Annotated in this window: 12 protein-coding genes and 1 pseudogene; 6 read left to right on the top strand and 7 right to left on the bottom strand. The window is 72.8% G+C overall.

The features are described from left to right. Positions 1–210: 210 nt before the first annotated feature. A complete protein-coding gene (locus ACFXPK_RS28745; RefSeq protein ID WP_384994107.1) occupies positions 211–1,608 on the bottom strand; it encodes a hydrolase in 1,398 nt (465 codons plus the stop codon). A gap of 178 nt (positions 1,609–1,786) precedes the next feature. Here ACFXPK_RS28745 and ACFXPK_RS28740 point away from each other — a divergent pair, with 178 nt between their 5' ends. Next, positions 1,787–2,047, top strand: a complete 261-nt coding sequence (locus ACFXPK_RS28740) for a hypothetical protein (RefSeq protein ID WP_384994109.1) — start codon at positions 1,787–1,789, stop codon at positions 2,045–2,047. 111 nt (positions 2,048–2,158) lie between these two features. On the opposite strand, the gene ACFXPK_RS28735 is transcribed toward ACFXPK_RS28740, so the two are convergent. Beyond that, the gene (locus ACFXPK_RS28735) at positions 2,159–2,962 is read right to left on the bottom strand and encodes a site-2 protease family protein (protein WP_384994111.1); all 804 of its coding nucleotides are present in this window, start codon (positions 2,960–2,962) and stop codon (positions 2,159–2,161) included. A gap of 740 nt (positions 2,963–3,702) precedes the next feature. Between ACFXPK_RS28735 and ACFXPK_RS28730 the strand changes: the two genes are divergently transcribed. Continuing rightward, positions 3,703–7,251 (top strand): BTAD domain-containing putative transcriptional regulator, encoded by a 3,549-nt coding sequence (locus tag ACFXPK_RS28730; protein ID WP_385079988.1) that lies wholly within the window; start codon positions 3,703–3,705, stop codon positions 7,249–7,251. An 18-nt stretch (positions 7,252–7,269) separates the two neighbouring features. Here ACFXPK_RS28730 and ACFXPK_RS28725 read toward each other — a convergent pair whose 3' ends face one another. From ACFXPK_RS28725 to panB, 3 genes are all read right to left on the bottom strand, one after another. Next, positions 7,270–8,172, bottom strand: coding sequence for an ABC transporter permease (locus ACFXPK_RS28725; protein ID WP_384994115.1), 903 nt, complete (start codon positions 8,170–8,172; stop codon positions 7,270–7,272). Next, positions 8,169–9,212 carry an ATP-binding cassette domain-containing protein gene (locus tag ACFXPK_RS28720; RefSeq protein ID WP_384994118.1) on the bottom strand — a complete coding sequence of 348 codons (1,044 nt, stop codon included), beginning with the start codon at positions 9,210–9,212 and terminating at the stop codon, positions 8,169–8,171. The genes ACFXPK_RS28725 and ACFXPK_RS28720 overlap by 4 nt, the downstream gene beginning before the upstream one ends. 281 nt (positions 9,213–9,493) lie before the next feature. After that, the gene (gene panB, locus ACFXPK_RS28715; protein WP_384994120.1) at positions 9,494–10,327 is read right to left on the bottom strand and encodes a 3-methyl-2-oxobutanoate hydroxymethyltransferase; all 834 of its coding nucleotides are present in this window, start codon (positions 10,325–10,327) and stop codon (positions 9,494–9,496) included. Positions 10,328–10,578: 251 nt separating this feature from the next. Between panB and ACFXPK_RS28710 the strand changes: the two genes are divergently transcribed. The 4 genes from ACFXPK_RS28710 (at position 10,579) to ACFXPK_RS28695 (ending at position 15,746) form a co-directional block, all read left to right on the top strand. Further along, complete coding sequence (locus tag ACFXPK_RS28710; RefSeq protein ID WP_385079985.1) at positions 10,579–12,225, top strand: MFS transporter; 1,647 nt, start codon at positions 10,579–10,581, stop codon at positions 12,223–12,225. Between the two features lie 95 nt (positions 12,226–12,320). After that, the gene (locus tag ACFXPK_RS28705) at positions 12,321–13,037 is read left to right on the top strand and encodes a TetR/AcrR family transcriptional regulator (protein ID WP_385079990.1); all 717 of its coding nucleotides are present in this window, start codon (positions 12,321–12,323) and stop codon (positions 13,035–13,037) included. Positions 13,038–13,325: 288 nt separating this feature from the next. After that, positions 13,326–14,351: an endonuclease/exonuclease/phosphatase family protein gene (locus ACFXPK_RS28700; protein WP_384994127.1), complete on the top strand. Its 1,026-nt coding sequence runs from the start codon at positions 13,326–13,328 to the stop codon at positions 14,349–14,351. 153 nt (positions 14,352–14,504) lie between these two features. Continuing rightward, the gene (locus ACFXPK_RS28695; protein WP_385079983.1) at positions 14,505–15,746 is read left to right on the top strand and encodes an MFS transporter; all 1,242 of its coding nucleotides are present in this window, start codon (positions 14,505–14,507) and stop codon (positions 15,744–15,746) included. 124 nt (positions 15,747–15,870) lie between these two features. On the opposite strand, the gene ACFXPK_RS28690 is transcribed toward ACFXPK_RS28695, so the two are convergent. After that, positions 15,871–17,625, bottom strand: coding sequence for an NAD+ synthase (locus ACFXPK_RS28690; protein ID WP_385079981.1), 1,755 nt, complete (start codon positions 17,623–17,625; stop codon positions 15,871–15,873). Between the two features lie 116 nt (positions 17,626–17,741). Further along, positions 17,742–18,152: pseudogene (locus tag ACFXPK_RS28685) on the bottom strand (CBS domain-containing protein); the annotation flags it as partial. Positions 18,153–18,276 lie beyond the last annotated feature (124 nt).

Genomic DNA, 18,276 nt, shown 5'->3' with positions numbered 1-18,276 from the left:
GGTGGTGGGGGGGGGGGGGTGTGTGTGTGCGGGTGTTGGGGGTGTCGAGCGACCTGAGGCCCTCGGTTCTCGGTTCTCGTTTCGGCCGTCGGCCGTCTTTCGGCTCCCGGCCCTCGGCTCCCGGCTCCCGGCCCTCGGCTCCCGGCCCTCGGCTTCCGGCTTTCGGACCGGGCGGAGCGCCGGTGCGGGCTCCCCGCCGTCACACGGCGGTCACACGATGAGCTTCAACGCCTCCAGCGCCAGATCCGGCGCCAGGGTCCCGCCGAACTTGTAGCCGCCGGGATCGGTGCACGCCTTCTCCAGCCAGTCCTGGCTGTGGACCCGCGCGGTCACACAGACGCTGCCCTCGCCGACGCTGATCGCCATGCCCCGCATGAACGCGCCCTTGTCGGGGGTGCCGATGTAGAGGTCCTTCAGGTTCTCGACGCTCTTCCAATCCGGTTCCCAGTCCGTGTTCTCGATGTATCCGTTGGCGCTCACCCGTTCCGTGCCGGACACGGCGATGTTGATGCTCTCGATGGGCCGGTCCTGGCCCTCCGTGCCCGAGGCGAGGCCGTCGCAGACCGGGTCCTGCCAGCCGGTGCCCCGTACGTAGGCCCGGTAGCAGATGTGCCGGCCGGGGGCCCGCTCGTTCAGCTTGGTCACGGCGACCGCCGCGGTGTTCTCCACGGGCTCGGCCGGCTCCTCCTTCTTCTCCTTGTCACCACCGGAACCGCCGTCCTCCTCGGGCGCGGCCGACGACTCCGGCACCGGAGCGCTGGGTACCGGAGCGACCGGGTCGGCCGAGGGCAGCTCCGGCGGCTTCGACGGCTCCACCGTGGGTATCGCTCGGGCGTCGATCGACGGCGCCTGCTCGCGGGCGAGGGAGCGCAGCGAGGGCTGATAGGCGAACCAGAGCACGGCCAAGGTGATCGCCAGCGCGAGGAGGACGCTCATCAGGGTGGCGAGCCACAGGGGCAGGAAACCCCGCTGTACGTAGGTCCCCTCGGTGTCGAGCGGTGTCGTTCCCGTCCGCTGGAGCGCCAGCGAGTACGGCCGTTCCTGCTTCTGGCCGAGCCAGATGATCTGCCGGGGCTTGAGCTTCGCGTCGACGAAGGCGGCGCGGCCCGGCTGGATCTGCACGCTGGCGGGCAGCAGTTCGTACGAGAGCGCGTCGCCGTTGTCGTTGCCCGAGAGGGAGGCGGTGAGCGGGGTGTTGCCGAGGTTGTCGATGGCCAGCTTGGGCCGGCCGCGGAACCGTCCCTTCACGGTCGGCGGGACCAGCTCGGTCCGTACCTCCGTGAAGGGGGTGAAGCTGATGTTCCCCTCGGCGACCGTGGTGGAGTCGGTCTGCTCCGTCGGGACGACCTGGATCCCGTACGCATGGGGCCCGGCCGTCGCGTCCGGGGTGCGGGGCGGCGCGAAGGTGAGTTGGAGGGTGCCTGTGGTTCCCGGGAAAAGCCGGATGGATGTGGGTTCGACGGTGATGTACGGGGCAACATCACCGACGGGAACGAAGTGGTATTCGTCGACGACATCACCGGCGTTGCGCAGACGCAGCCGCACGGTGGTCGTGTCGCCAGGGGCCACCGTGGTGGACGCGGGCTCAAGAGAAGTCCAGAGGCTCACGCGCTGACGTTAGCGGGCGCCCGAAGGCCCGTCAGGTGGCGGGAGGGCGAAGTATGGTGCCCGAGATGGCCACGGAGTCTGCCTCCCACTCCCTGGTGCACGCGCGCCGACCGCACCCCTACCCATGAGTAGTCCCACCGGTGGGCGAGCCGGTGCGCACACGCTCGACACGGGAGGGATGAGGGAGACTGGGACCGTACGACGCCCTCCCCGGCCTCCCGGCCGGGAACGCCCCCGACAGGAGCCGACCCGCATGCCCCGCCTCGCTCTCTACGCCCTCGCCGTCTGTGTCCTGACCGTGGTCGCGGCCGTGGTCTCCTTCGTCCAGGGCAACTGGCTCGGTGTCGTATGGGTGCTGCTCGCGGGGCTCTCGTCCAACATGGCCTGGTACTACGTCCGCAAGGCGAAGGCGGACCGGGCGGCGGCGGCCCAGCCGTAGGGCCGCGCCGGTCCGCGCTGTGCCCGGTCGGTGCTGTGCCCGGTCCGAGCTGTGCCCGGTCCGCGCCGTGCCCGGTCCGTCGTCCGGCGGGTTCGCCGCCCGGCGGATCCGCTATCCGGCGGATCCGCAGACGAACTCCTGCCGGCTCGTCCAGAAGCTGTAGAGGTTCCGGCCGCAGTACGTCTCCAGCTCCGAGACGCCCAGCGTGCGCAGCAGCGCGTCGATGCCGTCGAAGAACGCGCGGTTCACCTCGGGGATGAAGAGGATGACGAAGACGGCGAGCAGCCCGAACGGCGCGAACGGCTCCACCTGGCGGCGGATCCTGTGCGACAGCCAGGGCTCGATGATCCCGTATCCGTCCAGTCCCGGCACCGGCAGGAAGTTCAGCAGCGCCGCCGTGACCTGGAGCAGGGCGAGGAAGCCGAGCGCGTAGCGGAAGCCCAGCGGGACGCCGGAGAGGGCGTCCAGCCAGAACGGCGCCGTGCAGACGATCGCGAACACCACGTTCGTCAGCGGGCCCGCCGCCGAGATCAGGCTGTGCTTCCAGCGGCCCCGGATACGGCCCCGCTCGATGAAGACCGCCCCGCCCGGCAGCCCGATCCCGCCCATGATCACGAAGATGACGGGCAGCACGATGCTCAGCAGCGCGTGCGTGTACTTGAGCGGGTTGAGGGTCAGATAGCCCTTCGCGCCGATCGAGATGTCACCGCTGTGCAGCGCGGTGCGGGCGTGCGCGTACTCGTGCAGACAGAGCGAGGTGATCCAGGCGCCCGTGACGAAGAGGAAGACGCCGACCCTGATGTCCGTGGCGAACCCCGTCCACACCGCCCAGCCGGAGACCGCCGTGACGGCGACGATGCCCAGGAAGACGGGGGAGATCCTGCGGTCGCTGTTGCGGGAGGTGACGCTGCTCATAGGTGGGGCTCCGTGGTCGTGGGTGGGGCTCCCCGGGAGGGCGGGTCCGGTGGGCCGGGCGTGGCAGGACCGTTCGGCCGGAGACCTGCCCGACCGTACAGCCGACTCTTCCCCGAACGTCCGACACGCGGAAAACGTCTCGCCCCCGGGCGCGGTTCCGGGGAGGCTGGGCGTATGGCGCTGTGGAGCATCCCGTACGACGACGGGCGACGGAACGGCCCCGGGGCGGGGCCCGGCGGCGAGGCCGTGACAGAGGCAGGGGCCGGCGCCGGGCGTCGCCGGTCCGGTGACGGTACGCGCACACCCCCTCACCCGCTCCAGGGGCTCCGTACCCGGCCCGGGGCACACCGGACCCGGCCCCGGACCGCGCTCAGGGCCACGACGGCCGGGTTCTGGGGCGTACGGGTCCTGTCCGGTGCCGTACCTGTCCGGTTCGGGGGCGGACGGGTCTCGCTCGGTGCCGTACCTGCCGGGCTCCGGGGCGTACGGGTCCCGCTCGGTGCCGTGCCTGCTCGGTTCCGGGGCGTACGGGCCCTGTCCGGTGCGGCACCTGCTCGGTTCCGGGGCGTACGGGTCCTGTCCGGTGGCGTACCTGCCCCGCTCGGTGCCGTACCGGTCCCGCCCGCCCCGCTCGCGGCGGGGCGGGGCGCTGCCCGGCTCGCCTCCCCGCCCGCTCTCCGCCGTCCGGTGCCACCGAAGGCGGGGCGGTCCCGCTGAACGCCGTCCCTGACAATGGGCCCATGCGTCCGCGCTATCGCATTCTCGGTCCCACTCTCGCCCAGCACGCCGACGGCACCCCCGCCGCCCTCGGCGGTGCCCGGCTGCGCGCGCTGCTGACCGTGCTGGCGCTGCGGCCCGGCCGTACCGTCCCGGTCGGTGTGCTCGTCGCCGAGGTCTGGGACGGCGAGCCGCCCGCCGACGCGGTCGGCGCGCTCCAGGCGCTGGTCGGGCGGTTGCGGCGGACCCTCGGCGCGTCGGCCGTGGCCTCCGAGAACGGCGGCTACCGGCTCCACGCCGACGAGGACGACGTGGACCTCCACCGCTTCGGCTCCCTCGCCCGTGAGGGCGCGCGGGCGCTGGAGGAGGGCGACCCGGCCAAGGCCGCCGGTCTGCTGGACGACGCGCTCGCGCTCTGGCGCGGGCCCGCGCTGGCCGACCTCCCCGACCGCACGACGGAGGCGGCCCGCTGGGAGACCCGCCGCATGGAGGCCCGCAGGACCCGGCTGACGGCCGCGCTCGCCCTGGGCCGCGCTGAGGAGGCGCTGCCCGAACTGGCCGCGCTCTGCGGTGAGTTCCCGCTCGACGAACCCCTCCAGGCGCTCCGGATCCGGGCCCTGCGCGACGCGTCGCGCCCGGCGGCGGCGCTGGCCGCGTACGAGCAGGTACGGCGCGCACTCGCGGACCGGCTGGGCACCGACCCGGGGCCGGAGCTGCGCGCCCTGCACGGGGAGCTGCTGCACGGCGGGAGCGGGGGGACGGGCCGCGCGGGGGAGGGCCGGACGCCCGCCCACGACGCCCGCCGGAACGGGGGACGGGCGGACGGCGCCCCGCGCCCTCCGGAGATATCCGCCGGCCCCCTCACCCACGGCCGCACCCCCGCCCCCGGCACCCCCGGTCCGCCACCGGCGCCCAGGACCGTACGCCCCGGGAACCTCCGCGCCCGGCTGACCAGCTTCGTCGGGCGCGAGGCGGACATCGAGGCGATACGGAGCGACCTCGGCGGCGCCCGGCTCGTCACCCTGCTCGGGCCCGGCGGGGCCGGGAAGACCCGGCTCTCGCAGGAGGCCGCCGAGCTGATGACCGGGGACTGGCCCGACGGTGTCTGGCTGGCCGAGCTGGCCCCTGTCGACGATCCGGCGACCGTCCCCGAGGCCGTGCTCACCGCCCTCGGGGCGCGCGAGGCCGTGCTACGCGGCGCGGGGGCCGAGGAGCTGCGCGCCGCCGACCGGCACGCGGGCGATCCGCTCGTCCGGCTGACCGAGCACTGCGCGCGCCGCAGGATGCTGCTCCTGCTCGACAACTGCGAGCATGTGATCGACGCGGCGGCCTCGCTCGCCGACGAACTGCTCGCGCAGTGCCCCGGGCTGACCGTCCTGGCGACCAGCCGGGAGGCGCTGGGGGTGCCGGGAGAGGTGGTGCGTCCGGTGGAGCCGCTGCCGCCGGACCCGGCCCACCGGCTGTTCGCGGAGCGCGGGCGCGCGGCACGGCCGTCGTTCGACCCGGCGGACGACCCGGGGGCGGTGGCGGAGATCTGCCGCCGGCTGGACGGGCTGCCGCTGGCGATCGAGCTGGCGGCGGCGCGGCTGCGGATGCTGACGCCGCGCCAGATAGCGGACCGCCTCGACGACCGGTTCCGGCTGCTGACCAGCGGGAGCAGAACCGTACTGCCCCGCCAGCAGACCCTGCGCGCCGTCGTGGACTGGTCCTGGGAGCTGCTGGACGCGCAGGAGCGGGCAGTGCTGCGGCGGCTGTCCGTCTTCGCGGGCGGCTGCGACCTCACGGCCGCCGAGGCGGTCTGCTCCGACGACACCGGCCGGGAGACCGGTCCCGGTCCCGGTCCCGGTCATGGGAAGGGCCCCGGCGGACCCTCGGTGCCCGTCGTCGACGCCCGGGACGTCGCCGGGCTGCTCGGCTCCCTCATCGACAAGTCCCTCGTCGTCGCGGGACCCGCACCGGACGGCGCCATGCGCTACCGGCTGCTGGAGACCGTCGCCGAGTACACCGCCGAACGCCTCGACGAGACGGACCGGCCCGACGGCCCGGGCGACCCGGGCGGGCCCCAGGGGTCCCGGGGCGTCGGCGAGCGGGCCGCGACCGAGCGCCGCCATCTCGTTTACTTCCGCGAGCTGGCCCGCACCACCGATGTCGCGCTGCGCGGCCCCGGCCAGCGCGCCGGGATCCGGCTGCTCCAGCAGGAGTACGAGAACCTGCGCACCGCCCTGCGCCGCGCCGTGGCCGCCGCCGACGAGCAGGAGGCGCTCAGCCTCATCCTCTCCCTGGTCTGGTTCTGGCAGATGCTGGACCTGCGCGCCGAGGCGCGCCAGTGGACCCAGGCCGCCGCGGCCCTCGGACCCGATCCGTTCGCCCCGCCCGGCGAGCCCGCCCCGCCGATCCTGTCGCGGTGCACGGACGCGCCGCCGCCGATGTCCCCCGAGCTGCTCCAGGAGGCGCGGCGCCAGGTGCGGTTGATCGAGATGGTCAACATGGACCACGACGACGGCGACTGGCTCTCCCCGCAGCGGCTCGCCTGGCTCCGTGTGGTGTCCGCCGTCTACCGGCCGGGCCTTCCGCAGACCTGCCGTTTCCCCGCCAACCTCTGGTTCTTCGCGATCATGCTCACCGGGGACGGCGAGGGCCTGCGGGAGGTGCTCGACGCGACCGTGCGCGCCTGCGAGGAGTTCGGATACGAGTGGGATCTGGCCGGCGCGCTGCACATGCGGGCCAATGTGCTCGCCAACCGCGCGGAGTGGGCGGGCGACGCACGCGCGGACGCCGACCGCAGTCTGGAGATCTACGACCGGCTCGGTGACCGCTGGGGCACCGCGGAAGCGCTGTCCGCCCGGGGCGAGGCCCGGGAGAGACGCGGCGAGTACGCCCTCGCCGCCGAGGACTACGTGGCGGCCGTCGGCCACGCCGAGCGGCTCGGCGCGCTCAGCCAGGTGGCCCTGCTGCGCACCCGGCTCGCCGGGACGATGTTCGAGACGGGCGCGGGCGAGGAGGGCGAGCGGATCCTGCGCGAGGTGCTGCTCGGCGAGAGCGACGGCGGGCACGAGGTGGTGGTGGCCGCCCGGCTCTTCCTCGCGCTGCGGCTGGGCCGTACCGGACGCCGCGACGAGGCCAGGGAGCAGATGCACGTGCTGCTCGGCATGTTCCGCAACGAGTCCCTGGACACGTTCGAGGGGTTCGTACGGGGCGGCCTGAGCTGGCTGGACTGCCAGGAGGGCCGCTTCGCCGAGGCGCTGACGGGCGTGCGCGGGGCCCTGGGGACGGCGCTGACCCCGCTGTCGCTGATGATCGCGCCCGAGATGGCCGCGGGCCATCTGCTGACGGCGGCCTGGGCACTGAGCGGACTCCCCGCCGCCGAGGGGCGCCGGGGCCTCGACGCCGCCCGGCTGATCGGCGCGTACGAGGCGCTGCTCCCCACCGGGTACTTCAGGAACTCCCTGGAGCGGGAGCAGTTCGCCGCGGCCGAGGCCGCCACCCGTGCCGTGCTCGACGGCCCCGCGTACGAGGCGGCCCGGGCCGAGGGCGCCGGCCTCTCCCTGAAGGAGGCCGCCGCCCTCGTCTGATCCGTGCCGCACGGCACGTCACGACTTCTTGCGGAACTTGGCCACCGCCAGGGGAGCCGTTATCACCGTGATCGCCGCCGCCCACGCGAGCGTCATCCACACGGAGTGCGCCACCGGTCCGCCGTTGATCAGGTTGCGCGCGGCGTCCGCGAGGTTGGAGAGCGGGTTGTAGTCGGTGAACGCCTGGAGCCAGCCGGGCATCGTCGAGGGCGGGGCGAAGATCGACGAACCGAACTGCATCGGCATCAGGACGAGCATGGCCACCCCCTGGACGGCCTGTGCCGTCTTCATGGTGAGTCCCAGCAGGATGAAGATCCACATCAGCGAGGCGCCGAACGCCAGGGAGAGTCCGATGGCGGCGCCCAGGTCGAGCACCGACGTCTTGATCTCCATGCCGAGCAGGAAGCCCATGCCGAGCAGGATCGCTATGGCGACCAGCATCCGGCCGATCTCCACGACTATCTTCGCGATCAGTACGGAGGAGCGGGCGATCGGCATCGTACGGAAGCGGTCCATGACCCCCTTGCGGAAGTCGTCGTTCACCCCCGTGCCGACCGCCATGGAGATGTTCATGCCCATCATCGCCATCAGGCCCGGGACCACGTAGTTCACGTAGTCCTCGCGGCTGCCGCCCAGGCTGGCTCCCACGGAGCCGCCGAAGACGTACACGAACAGCAGCGTGAAGATGATCGGCATCAGCAGGACGTCGAACATCGACTCCGGGTCCTGCTTGATCTGGAGGGCGTTGCGGCGCACCAGCGCGCCGATGTGACGCAGATTGGAGCGCAGCCCGATCCGGCCCTCGTCCGTGCCGACGGCGGGAACGGACCGGGAGCCGGGGCCGCCGGGGTCCGCGGGGGACGCCGGGGAGGTCCCCGCGGGCTTCGGGACGGCGTGGGCGGTGGTGTCGGTCGTGCTCATGCCGCGACCTCCTCGGGCGTGGTCTCGGACGGGGTCGCGGAGGAGGACTTCTGGCCGGTGATGGCCAGGAACACCTCGTCCAGGCTGGGCAGATGGGTCCCTATGTGCGCGATGGCGAAGCCGCGCTCGGCCAGCAGGCCGATGACCGCGGTCAGTTGGGCGTCGCTGAGGATCGGCACGTACAGCAGCCCCTCGTCGGGGACGGCCTGCGCGCCGGCGATCCCGTCGAGGCCGCTCTCGGTGACCGCCCGCGCCATGGCGGGGAGCTGCGCCGGATCGGCCGGCCTGATCTGGAGCGTACGGCCGCCGACCTTCGCCTTCAGCTCGTCCACCCCGCCGTTGGCGATGACCCGGCCGCGGTCGATGACCGTCAGCTCGTCGGCGAGCTGTTCGGCCTCCTCCATGTACTGGGTGGTGAGCAGGACGGTGGCGCCCTCGTCGACCATCCGGCGCACCTCGTCCCAGACCTCGTTGCGCGTACGGGGGTCGAGCCCCGTCGTGGGCTCGTCCAGGTAGAGCACCGACGGCCGGCCGATCATCGACGCGGCCAGGTCGAGCCGGCGCCGCATCCCGCCCGAGTACTGCATCGTGGCCTTCTTCGCCGCCTCCGTGAGCGAGAAGCGCTCCAGCAGCTCGTCGGCGCGGCGCCGGGCGTCGGACCGGGAGAGGTCCAGCAGCCGCCCGATCATGTACAGGTTCTCCCAGCCGGAGAGCTTCTCGTCGACCGAGGCGTACTGGCCCGTGAGGCCGATCCTGCGGCGCAACTGGCGCGGCTGGCGCAGCACGTCGTACCCCGCGACCACGGCGGTGCCCGCGTCGGGCTCGACGAGCGTGGAGAGGATGCGGACGAGGGTCGTCTTGCCCGCGCCGTTGGGCCCGAGCACGCCGAGCACGGTGCCCTCGCGCACATCGAGGTCGACGCCGTCGAGAGCCCGGGTGCCCTGCGGTCCGCCGTACTGCTTGACCAGCCCCCGTACCTCGACGGCGTGACCGGTCCGGCCGCCGTTGGGGTTCTTGCCGTATTTCGTCATGTGCCCCATCAGACCAGCCGCCACCGACAACCCGCCGACAAGCGGCCGACAGCCTGTGGATAACTCGGCGACCACCAGGGTCTTCCGGTTGGATCCGGCTGGGCCCGGCAAGATCCGAACGAGAGGCCCCGGGTGCCGAGCGCTCGACAGCCCGCCGACGGGGGAAGATCGGCGGGCTGTCGTCGTGCGGGCAGTGGTCTGGGGGCGGGCCGGTCCGGGCCGGTCCGGCCCGGGCCTCTCGTCCGGGTCCCGCCGGGCTCGCGGAGCCGGCCGGACCCGGACGCGGGACCCTAGTGGAAGGTGTGCTCCTCCTGAGGGAACGTTCCTCCAACGACTTCCTCGGCAAACTCCTTCGCCGCGTCCCCGAGGGCCTTGCGCAGGTCCGCGTACTGCTTCGAGAAGCGCGGCATCTTCCCGTTCGTCAGCCCGGCCATGTCGGTGTAGACGAGCACCTGCGCGTCCGTCCCGGCCCCGGCGCCGATCCCGACCGTCGGGATGTGCAGCGTGCGGGTGACCTCGGCGGCCAGCTCGGCCGGGACCAGCTCCAGCACGACCGCGAAGGCGCCCGCGTCCTGCACGGCCTTCGCGTCGCGCAGCAACTGCTGCGCGGCCTCCTCACCGCGTCCCTGGACCCGGTAGCCGAGGGTGTTGACGGACTGCGGGGTGAGCCCGATGTGCCCCATCACGGGGATGCCCGAGCGCACCAGCAGCTCGATCTGGCCGTGCGAGCGCTCGCCGCCCTCCAGCTTGACCGCGCCGACCCCCGCGTCCTTCACCAGCCGGGTGGCGCTGCGCAGCGCCTGCACGGGGCCTTCCTGGTACGAGCCGAACGGGAGGTCGCCGACGATCAGGGCGCGCCTGGTGCCCCGTACGACGGCGGCGGAGAGCATCGTCATCTCGTCGAGGGTGACGGGCACGGTGGTCTCGTACCCGAGGTGGCAGTTGCCCATCGAGTCGCCGACGAGCATGACCGGGATGCCGGCCTCGTCGAAGACGGACGCGGTCGTCGCGTCGTAGGCGGTGAGCATCGGCCACTTCTCGCCGCGTTCCTTGGAGGCGGTGATGTCGTGGACGGAGATACGGCGGGAGATCTTGCCGCCGTAGAGCGCCAGTTGAGCAGTCATGGCCGAAGGCCCTTTCGTCATCTCGAGGCACCCTGACGGTGTCCCCGGACCGCCTCCATGGTGGCATCCCCGGACCCGCACGGGAAGTGCGGCTCCCCAGGGGCGCTCCCGTCGCGGCGCCTCCCCGGTCCTCAGGGCGGCGCCTCCCCGGTCCTCAAGGCGGCGCTTTCCCGGGTTTCCGGGTGGCGCGCTCGGTAAAGACTTTCCAATACGAGACGGTCTCGTATCGAAACGCGTCTACGCTGTTTCCCATGTCCACACCGTCCGGCGCCCCAGGCGCCGCCTTCCGCACGCCCGCACCCCGGGTACCCGAGGACATCCACCGCCGCCGGTGGGCCATCCTCGGTGTTCTCATGTTCAGCCTGCTCATCGTCGTCCTCGACAACTCGATCCTGAACGTGGCGGTCAAGACGATCGCGGCCCCCGCGCCCACCGGCCTCGGCGCCACCCAGAGCGAGCTGGAGTGGGCGATCAACTCCTACACGCTCGTCTTCGCCGGGCTCCTCTTCACCTCCGGTCTGCTCGGCGACCGGATCGGCCGCAAGAAGGTGCTGCTCTTCGGGATCACCGTCTTCGGCCTCGGCTCCGCGCTCGCCGCGCTCTCCGGATCGCCCGCCGAACTCATCGGCTACCGCGCCCTGATGGGGTTCGGCGCCGCGTTCGTGATGCCCGCCACCCTCGCCGTCCTGATGAACGTCTTCGAGCGGGACGAGCAGCCCAAGGCCATAGGCATATGGGCGGGCAGCGTGGGCCTGGGCATCGCGATCGGCCCGATCACCGGCGGACTGCTGCTCGAACACTTCTGGTGGGGCTCGATCTTCCTGGTCAACGTCCCGGTCGCGGTCGTCGCGCTGATCGCGATGGTGGTGCTCGTACCGGACTCCAGGGACCCGGCCCCGGGCCGGGTCGACCCGCTGGGCGTGGTGCTCTCCATCGTCGGACTCGTCCTGCTGATCTTCGGCATCATCCGCGGCGGCGAACTCGCCGACTTCACCGACACCACGGTGCTGGTCTCCCTGCTCGGCGGGCTGGCGGTGCTCACCGCGTTCGTCCTGCACGAGAAGCGCAGCAGCCATCCGGCCATCGACATCGCGTACTTCAAGAAGCCCGCGTTCGCCGCGGCCGTCGCCGCCATCGCGCTGGTCTTCTTCGCGCTCATGGGCGTGACGTTCTTCTCCGCCTTCTACCTCCAGAGCGTGCGCGGCTACAGCGCGCTCCAGTCCGGGCTGCTGATCCTGCCGCTGGCCGCCGCGCAGATGGTCTTCGCGCCGCGCGCCCGGCTGGTCGTGGACCGGTTCGGCGCCCGTGCGGTCTGCACCGCCGGCATGCTGCTGGTCGCGGGCGGTCTCGCGGCGTTCGCGCTCTTCGACGCCGCCACCCCGGTCTGGGTGCTCTGCCTGGTCTTCTTCGTCCAGGGCACCGGCATGGCGCACATCATGCCGCCGGTCACGGTCGCCGTCATGCAGGCGCTGCCCCGCGAGAAGGCCGGATCCGGATCGGCGATCAACAACACCTTCCGCCAGGTCGGCGGCGCGCTCGGCGTCGCCGTACTCGGCTCGGTGCTCTCGGCGACCTACCGGGGCGGTATCGAGGGGCACCTCGACGCCGTACCGGCCGCCGCGCGCGACGCCGCGGGCGAGTCCATCGAGGCCACCCTCGCCGTCGCGCAGAAGCTCGGCCCGGCGGGCCGGCCCCTGATCGGCTCCGCGTACGACGCCTTCCTGGACGCCATGCACGTCACGGCCCTCGGCTCGGCGGCGGTCGCGCTGATCGGCGCCGTGGTGGTCGCCCTCTTCCTGCCGGGCAGGCCCCCGGCGGGCAGTCGTACGGGTGAGGCCCCCGGCGCCGGCGAGACCTCCGGCACGGCCGAACCCGCGGGCGCCGTGAGCGGCAGTTAGACAGCGCCCTGCCCGGACCCGCCGTGTACGAGAATCGACGGGCGCGACCGCGGCGGACGGGCGCCGCGTACGGGCACGGCGGAGAGGCGGAACAGGTGCGGGAGCGGGACCACGGGCGCGACGGGGACCACGGCGACGAGAAGGAGCCCCGGCGCGGCCGGCCGCGCAGCGAGGCCGTCGAGCGGGCGATCCTGGAGGCCGCCGTGGCCCTGCTGGAGGAGGGCGTTCCGCTGGGCGGCCTCTCCATCGAGCGCATCGCGCGTACGGCGGGCGTCGGCAAGGCCACCATCTACCGCCGCTGGCCCGGCAAGGAGGCGCTCTTCCTCGACCTCCTGCGGGAGTTCGAGCCGCAGGACCCCGAACTCCCCGGCACCTCCGCGCTGGACGACCTCCGGGTCCTGCTGGAGTCGATGCGTCTGCGTGGCCTCGCACAGCGCTCCTCGGTGATCCTGCACAACGTCGTCGTCCAGATGAAGAGCCACCCCAAGCTCTGGGAGGAGTACCACCGTACGGTCGTCGCCCCCCGCCGTGAGGCCACGCTCGCCGCGGTACGGCGGGGGATCGCCGACGGGGAGCTGCGCGCCGATCTGGACCCGGAGCTGATCCACGACCTGATCGTCGGGCCGATGCTGATGCGCACCCTGCACCGGCCCGCCGCGCCGCTCCCCGACGACCTGGCCGACCGGATCATCGGATCGGTGCTCCGGGGGGTCGCCCCGCACCCGGCACCGGCGTCCCCGGCCCCCTCCCCTGAGCCGTCGCCACGGCCCTCCCCGGACCCTTCGCCGGAGCGCGAAACGCCCGGGCCGTGAGACCTGTCACACCCGTTCGGACGCCCGGTCCGCCCGCTTCTCCCCGCTCCGCTCCATGACCGTTCTGTCACAGCCCCCGGTCATTCGTCCGCGACAGGAACTCACGGCGAGGGCTCCTTCGTCCCTGTCTTCGTAAGGCCGACGGAGGACGGCACGGAAAGGGCCCGTTCATCGCCTAGGGTCTGTGGCGAGCGTGCGTGTGCCGGGCGTCGTGACGCCGCGGCGAAGCACGGAACAGGCCCCAGGGTCAGGGGCGGGCGTGCACGGGGCAAGGCAGTGAGGGCGGACATGACGCAGGAGTACACGGCGCAGTCGGTGACGACCGAGAGCGAGGACCACCGCCCCCGATCCCGCGTCAGGGACCAGCTCGACCGCTTGCGCGGGGACCGCGGCATCTGGCGGCGGGGCATCGTCCTGGCCCTGCTCGCCCTGCTGGCCGCCCTGCTGATGATCCTTCACGCGCAGATCCCCAACACCATCGGCAACCTCGGCAGCCTCACCGAGACGTTCCTGCCCTGGCTGGGGCTGGTCGTCCCGCTGGTCCTGGTCCTCGGTCTGGTACGCCGCTCCGCGACCGCGCTGATCGCGCTGCTCCTGCCCGCCGTCGTCTGGGTCAACCTCTTCGGCGGTCTCATCACCGACAAGTCGGGCGCCGGCGGCGACCTCACCGTCGCCACGCACAACGTCAACGCGGACAACCCCGACCCGGAGGGCACCGCGGCCTCGCTCGCGCAGTCCGGGGCGGACGTCCTCGCGCTGGAGGAGCTGAAGGCGGGCGCGGTCCCGACCTACGAGAAGGCGCTGGCCGGTACGTACAAGTACCACTCGGTGCAGGGCACGGTCGGGCTCTGGAGCAAGTACCCGATGTCCGACACCAAGCCGGTCGGCATCCGGCTCGGCTGGGTCCGCGCGATGCGCTCCACCGTCACCACGCCGCAGGGACCGGTGGCCGTCTACGTGGCGCACCTGCCGTCCGTACGGGTCAAACTGCACGCCGGGTTCACCGCCAACCAGCGCGACAAGAGCGCCGACGCGCTGGGCGAGGCCATCTCCCACGAGCCGCTGGAGCAAGTGATCCTGCTCGGCGACCTGAACGGCACCATGAACGACCGTTCCCTCAAGGCCGTCACCGCCCAGATGCGCTCGACCCAGGGCGCCGCGGGCGACGGGTACGGCTTCTCCTGGCCGGCGGCGTTCCCGCTGGCCAGGATCGACCAGATCATGGTCAAGGGCGTCGAGCCGACCTCGTCGTGGACCCTGCCCAGGACGGACAGCGACCATCTGCCGATAGCGGCACGGGTCGCGCTGCGCTGAGCCGGGCGCGCCGCCCTCCGGCGACCGAGTGATGCATCGCACGCAACGCGGCGTTCACCTGCCGGAATACCGGGCCTGAGAGACTTTGTTCCGCAGGGGTACTAACCGATCTCCCGCACCCTGCGTGACCCCCTTCGAAAGGTTGTCCCTCTCATGCCCCTGGCTCTGCTCGCTCTCGCTGTGAGCGCCTTCGGCATCGGCACCACCGAGTTCGTCATGATGGGCCTCCTGCCCAATGTCGCGGACGATCTGGGAACGTCCGTGCCCACCGCCGGCTACCTCGTGTCGGCGTACGCGATCGGCGTCGTCATCGGCGCCCCGCTGCTCACCGCCGTCGGCTCCCGCATCCCGCGCAAGCGGATGCTCCTGCTCCTGATGGGCCTCTTCATCGTCGGCAACCTCGCCTCCGCGCTCGCCCCCGGCTTCGGCTGGCTGCTGGCGGGCCGGGTGCTCGCGGGGCTGCCGCACGGCGCGTTCTTCGGCGTCGGCGCGGTCGTCGCCGCCCGGCTGGTCCACGAGGGCCGGCAGGCGCGCGCCGTGGCCACCATGTTCCTCGGCCTGACCGTCGCGAACATCGTCGGCGTCCCCGCCGCCACCCTGCTCGGCCAGCACCTCGGCTGGCGCGCCACCTTCCTCGTGGTCACCGTCATCGGCCTGGTCGCGCTCGCGGCGCTGGCCCGGCTCGTCCCGTACGTACCCGTGGACGAGCAGCAGAGCGTACGCCGCGAGGTGCGCGCCCTCGGCAACCGGCAGGTGCTGCTCGGCCTCGCCACGGCCGTCCTCGGCTTCGGCGGTGTCTTCGCCGTCTACTCGTACCTCGCCTCGATGACGACCGAGGTCATGGGCTTCGGGGAGTCCTCCGTCACCCTCGTGCTCGCCCTCTTCGGCATCGGTATGACGCTCGGCGCGCTGGTGGCCGGGCCGCTCACCGACCGGGCGCTGCGGCCCACGCTGTACGGCTCGCTCGCCACCCTCGCCCTGGTGCTGGTCGCGTTCCGCTTCACGGTCCATGTGCAGTGGGCGGCGCTGGTGACCGTCGTCGTCCTGGGCGCGGTCGGCTTCATGACGACCACGCCGCTCCAGATGCTGGTCATGCAGAAGGCCAGGCACGCCCCCACGCTGGCCTCGGCCTCGAACCACTCGGCGTTCAACCTCGCCAACGCGGGCGGCGCCTGGCTCGGCGGCATGGCCATCGCGGCGGGCTGGGGCTGGATGTCCCCGACGCTGGTCGGCGCGGTCCTCGCGGTCCTCGGGCTGGCGGTCGCGGTCACGGCGGGCCTCCTCGACCGGGGAGGCCGGGGAGAAGGCGACCCGGCCCCGGAGGCCTCGCGTGTCGTCGCCTCGGGCGGCGCGCCGTCCGAACCGCCCGGCGCCGAGGCGGCGGAACGCGTCTGAGCCTGGCCCGGGGCCCTGTCCCGGCCCTGCTCCGCCCCTGACCCGCCCCTGACCCGTCTTCCGGCGGACCGGCCGACGGGTCAGGGGGCGCGGCGTCGGACCTGCTCGGGCCCGGGGCGCGGCGTCAGACCTGCTCGCGCCAGTGGTTCGTGATCGGCAGCCGCCGGTCCTTGCCGAAGCCCTTGGCCGAGATCTTGGTGCCCGGCGGGTACTGGCGCCGCTTGTACTCCGCCGTGTCCACCATCCGCAGCGTCTTCGCCACCAGCGCCGCGTCGAAGCCCGCCGCGACGATCGCGTCCATGCCCTGGTCGCGGTCGACGTACAGCTCCAGGATCCGGTCCAGCACGTCGTAGTCCGGCAGCGAGTCCGTGTCGACCTGGCCCGGCCGCAGCTCGGCGCTGGGCGGCTTCGAGATGGACGCCTCGGGGATCGGCGGGGTCTGGCCGCGCTCCTCGGCGGCGCGGTTGCGCCACCGGGCGAGCCGGAAGACCGACGTCTTGTAGACGTCCTTGATCGGTCCGTACGCGCCGACGGCGTCCCCGTACAGCGTCGAGTACCCCACCGCCAGCTCGGACTTGTTGCCCGGCGCGAGCACGATGTGCCCCTCCTGGTTGGAGAGGGCCATCAGCATCGTGCCGCGCAGCCGCGCCTGGAGGTTCTCCTCCGCGAGCCCGGTGAGCCCGAGCGACCCCATGTACGCGTCGAACATCGGCTCGATCGGGTGCGTACGGAAGTTGAGGCCGGTACGGCGCGCCAGCTCGGCCGCGTCGCCCCGGGAGTGGTCCGAGGAGTACTTGGACGGCATGGACACCCCGTACACGTGCTGCGCGCCGAGCGCGTCGCACGCGATCGCGGCCACCAGCGCCGAGTCGATCCCGCCGGAGAGCCCGATGAGGACGGAGCGGAAGCCGTTCTTGGCGGCGTACGCGCGCAGCCCCACCACCAGCGCCGAGTACACCTCCTCGTCGTCGTCCAGGCGGTCCGCGTAGCCGCCGGTCAGCTCCGGCTCGTACGCCGGGAGCGGGTCCTCGGAGAGGACGACCCGGTCGATCCGCAGCCCGTCGTCCACCACGCCTTCCACCGGCTGCGCGGCGGCGGCCGGCAGATCGAGGTCCAGGATCACCGAACCCTCCGCGAACTGCGGGGCGCGGGCCACGACCTCGCCGTCCCTGTCGACGACGATCGAGTCCCCGTCGAATACCAGCTCGTCCTGGCCGCCGATCATCGCGAGGTACGCGGTCGTGCAGCCCGCCTCCTGGGCGCGCTTGCGGACCAGCTCCAGGCGGGTGTCGTCCTTCTCGCGCTCGTACGGCGAGGCGTTGATCGACAGGAGCAGCCCCGCCCCCGCGGACCGGGCGGCCGGCACGCGCCCGCCCTCCTGCCACAGGTCCTCGCAGATGGCGAGCGCGACGTCCACGCCGTGCACCCGGACGACGGGCATCGTGTCGCCCGGCACGAAGTACCGGAACTCGTCGAAGACGCCGTAGTTGGGCAGGTGGTGCTTGGCGAAGTTGAGCACCACCTCACCGCGGTGCAGTACGGCGGCGGCGTTGCGCGGGGCGCCCGCGGGCTGCCCGTACCGCGGCTGCGCCGACTCCGAGCGGTCGAGGTGGCCGACGACGACCGGCACCTCCCCGAGGCCCTCCTCGGCGAGCCGTCCGGCGAGCGCGCGCACGGCGGCCCGGGACGCCTCGACGAAGGACGACCGCAGGGCCAGGTCCTCGACGGGGTAGCCGGTCAGCGCCATCTCGGGGAACGCGACGAGATGCGCTCCCTGCTCGGCGGCGTGCCGGGTCCAGTGCACGACCGCCTCGGCGTTCGCGGCGAGATCGCCGACGGTCGAGTCGATCTGATTCAGAGCGAGGCGTAGTTGAGGCACGCGGCCCAGTGTAATCGTCTGTCTGACGCGATGTCCCGGGGCGGGGATGTGGGGCGGGCCACTCGGGGCCCGCGGCATCCGTGCCGCCCGTGGTCGGCGCGCCCGTGGTCAGCGCCCGCGTAGACCTGTTCCGCCCACGCGGCGATCTGGATCTCGGTGAGATGCCGGGCCAGATCGGCCTCGCTGATCATCCCGACGAGGCGCTTGTCCTGGATCACCGGCAACCGGCGGATCCGGTGGCTCTGCATCTCGCTCAGGACCTCCTCCACGTCCGCGTCCGAGTCGATCCAGCGCGGTGTGCCGTGCGCCATCTCGCCCGCGGTGGTCTGCGCGGGGTCATGTCCGCGCGCCACACAGCCGACCACGATGTCGCGGTCGGTGAGTATGCCGGTCAGCCGCTCCTGGGAGTCGGCGATGGGCAGCGCGCCCACATCCAGCTCGCGCATGAGCTGTGCGGCGCGGTCCAGGGTCTCGTGCGCCGGGATCCACCGGGCGCCGGAATGCATGATGTCCTTGGCCGTGGTCATGGGTGCTCAGCCTCCTCAGTGCGGTGCTGCCGCCGTCCGCCCCGAGCCAGAACCATCATCGTGCGTACGTTCGGGTGACGCGACCGCCAGCACCCCAAAGGGGGTGTGGCGCCGGCCCCCGGGG

Origin of the sequence: Streptomyces sp. NPDC059142 (genome assembly GCF_042755665.1) — a bacterium.
GTDB lineage: Bacteria > Actinomycetota > Actinomycetes > Streptomycetales > Streptomycetaceae > Streptomyces.
This window is presented reverse-complemented; position numbering and strand designations above follow the sequence as displayed.

Coding starts and splice junctions, on each gene's coding strand:
- ACFXPK_RS28740 (WP_384994109.1), top strand. CDS start 1,787: ATGAGGGAGACTGGGACCGTACGACGCCCTCCCCGGCCTCCCGGCCGG.
- ACFXPK_RS28735 (WP_384994111.1), bottom strand. CDS start 2,962: ATGAGCAGCGTCACCTCCCGCAACAGCGACCGCAGGATCTCCCCCGTC.
- ACFXPK_RS28730 (WP_385079988.1), top strand. CDS start 3,703: ATGCGTCCGCGCTATCGCATTCTCGGTCCCACTCTCGCCCAGCACGCC.
- ACFXPK_RS28725 (WP_384994115.1), bottom strand. CDS start 8,172: ATGAGCACGACCGACACCACCGCCCACGCCGTCCCGAAGCCCGCGGGG.
- ACFXPK_RS28720 (WP_384994118.1), bottom strand. CDS start 9,212: ATGGGGCACATGACGAAATACGGCAAGAACCCCAACGGCGGCCGGACC.
- panB (WP_384994120.1), bottom strand. CDS start 10,327: ATGACTGCTCAACTGGCGCTCTACGGCGGCAAGATCTCCCGCCGTATC.
- ACFXPK_RS28710 (WP_385079985.1), top strand. CDS start 10,579: ATGTCCACACCGTCCGGCGCCCCAGGCGCCGCCTTCCGCACGCCCGCA.
- ACFXPK_RS28700 (WP_384994127.1), top strand. CDS start 13,326: ATGACGCAGGAGTACACGGCGCAGTCGGTGACGACCGAGAGCGAGGAC.
- ACFXPK_RS28695 (WP_385079983.1), top strand. CDS start 14,505: ATGCCCCTGGCTCTGCTCGCTCTCGCTGTGAGCGCCTTCGGCATCGGC.